Here is a 1,978-nt window from a genome sequence, read left to right on the forward strand (position 1 = left end):
TTCCTTTTCGATCCGCTCCCGCTCTGCGCGCTCCTCGGCTTCCCGCAGGCTAGCTCTGAACTTTTTCTCGCCCGCCACGATGATCGCAGCCGCAATCTCAGCGATCTTTGACTCAAGCTTGGCGTCACCGTCATCCTGCCAAGAAACCGTATTCTTGCGATCGAAACCTGGATCGATCCGCAGCGCGATAAGGGTTGATGCTGGCAGGTCTGGCGCCGGCCGCAGGTACCCATGCTGACGCACGGTGCGGTGGCTACCGACTATTCCAATGTCCAAACCAAGATAGGAATCGCCGATGGTTGCTCGCGCATGAACTTCGCCATCGCGCTCGTAGGCATCACCGTCATGGCCACGCTTGCTGAGCGCCAAAAACAGCGCATTGAAGATTTTCAGCCGCCGCTTGCCTAGTGGATTGTCGAACTTGGGTTCGTCAAAGCTCCACTCACGCTCTGCATTTTTGTCGCGGCGGCGCTGCTCCTGCTTGAGCAGTTGAACGAGCCCTTTGTGGGGCCTGTCCAACGTCTGCGGGACAGAGACTTTGCCAATCGCCTTCAACTCTTGTGCGTGGAGTTCGTCGAGGTCTTCTGGAACCAGGGCGGACGCAAATGGCCCATTGGATGCAAGAGGGGCGGCAATAGGCAGCACCTTTTTGAAGCGGCCGTCGACACCTACTCGACCCAGTTCACCGGGGCGCCGCGGTGGCGCCTTGGGTACTGATGGCACCCTCTTTCCGGCACGGATTTTGTTCCAATAACCTTGCGGCGGCGACGCTACTCCGCTTCGCGTCAGCAGCTTCTTTAGCCCGACGTCGGACAGTTCGAGCTTTGCCGCCAAGTCCCGCATCGGTGCAGACCAGGCGAACGCAATCAGATCGTCAGGCAACACAAGAATGTCATTCTGCCACACGGCGGCTTATCTCCATTTTGTTCAGCCAGACTGCTTTTGGCACGCCTTCGCAGTGTCGATATGACACGCCGGCCAGTGCCATCTAAGGTCAAATCTGGCGACTCCGACGTGCCCGCGATCGTGCCAGAGATGCGCTCTCGTCATCAAGGCGGCTTCAGATCGGCTGCGGCTGAAGCGGCGCTCTCAGTGCACATCAGCGGTATGCTCTAGAAGCGATCCGCCTCCTTTCGTAGTTCTTAGCGCAACAGGGGACACCCGGGTATTCCCGCGTGGCAGAGCGAGTTTTGGTGCTATCGAGCGAGAGCCACGAAATACGACCGAAGAACGATGGCGAGATAAAAGGCCGCGAGGTGCGGCGTCGATCGGTTGTGTTGTTTCAAGTGGTTATGCCGCATTTTCGCGAGGTGCGGGTCTTTGCTGCACCTCCCAAGATCGTCGATTTTCGTTCTTCGTCCGTAGCTTAGTGCGATGTGCGGCAGCCCGACTGGCTTTTGTGGGGCCCGGGAAGGAGGGCGTGGTCAGAGACTGTTCTTGAGGTGGCCGCTCGTCGGTAGATAACGAGCTGTTGGATAGACCACGTTAGAACCTCGCCGACCTAGCCCGAAGTCCCCCCGGATCGGCGAACGGCTCGCTGCAGCAGAGGGGCTTCAGCTCGGCCCGTAGAGCCGACGTCGCCAGCGCCGGCCGTAGGATGCCGGCCGAGCGCAGGCTTGTAGGCTGGCGCCATCCTCCGCACGGCGGATACATTGGCTTCACCGCCCCAATGGAAGCGCCGGTCGCGACAAGCCCGCGCTCAATCGGAGCTTCCGCAGGGCGGTTAGGCACGGCATCCTAAGATGCAGGCGCTACGCATCGCCCCAGCCGCCCTGGCTCTCGACTGCTTGGATGTGTTGATCCTGACACGAATGCGCAAACCGTCGTGCTACGCTTTGATGGTTCGACGTCACTGGCGTGATGGGCATCAATGCTAATGGAAGAGGTTGCCATGTCTAGGATCCAACCGACGAGCTTGCACCTCCACTCCGGCAGCGCAGTCGTTCCTCGTCGGTTACGGCGGCGCTTGGTGCAGAGC

General features: G+C 59.9%; 1 protein-coding gene. It reads right to left on the reverse strand.

The features are described from left to right. The coding region (locus EN893_RS31320; protein ID WP_128362069.1) for a hypothetical protein at positions 1-906 on the reverse strand (906 nt) is incomplete at its 3' end. Positions 907-1,978 lie beyond the last annotated feature (1,072 nt).

Source organism: Mesorhizobium sp. M7A.F.Ca.CA.004.04.2.1 (genome assembly GCF_004022825.1).
Lineage (GTDB): Bacteria > Pseudomonadota > Alphaproteobacteria > Rhizobiales > Rhizobiaceae > Mesorhizobium.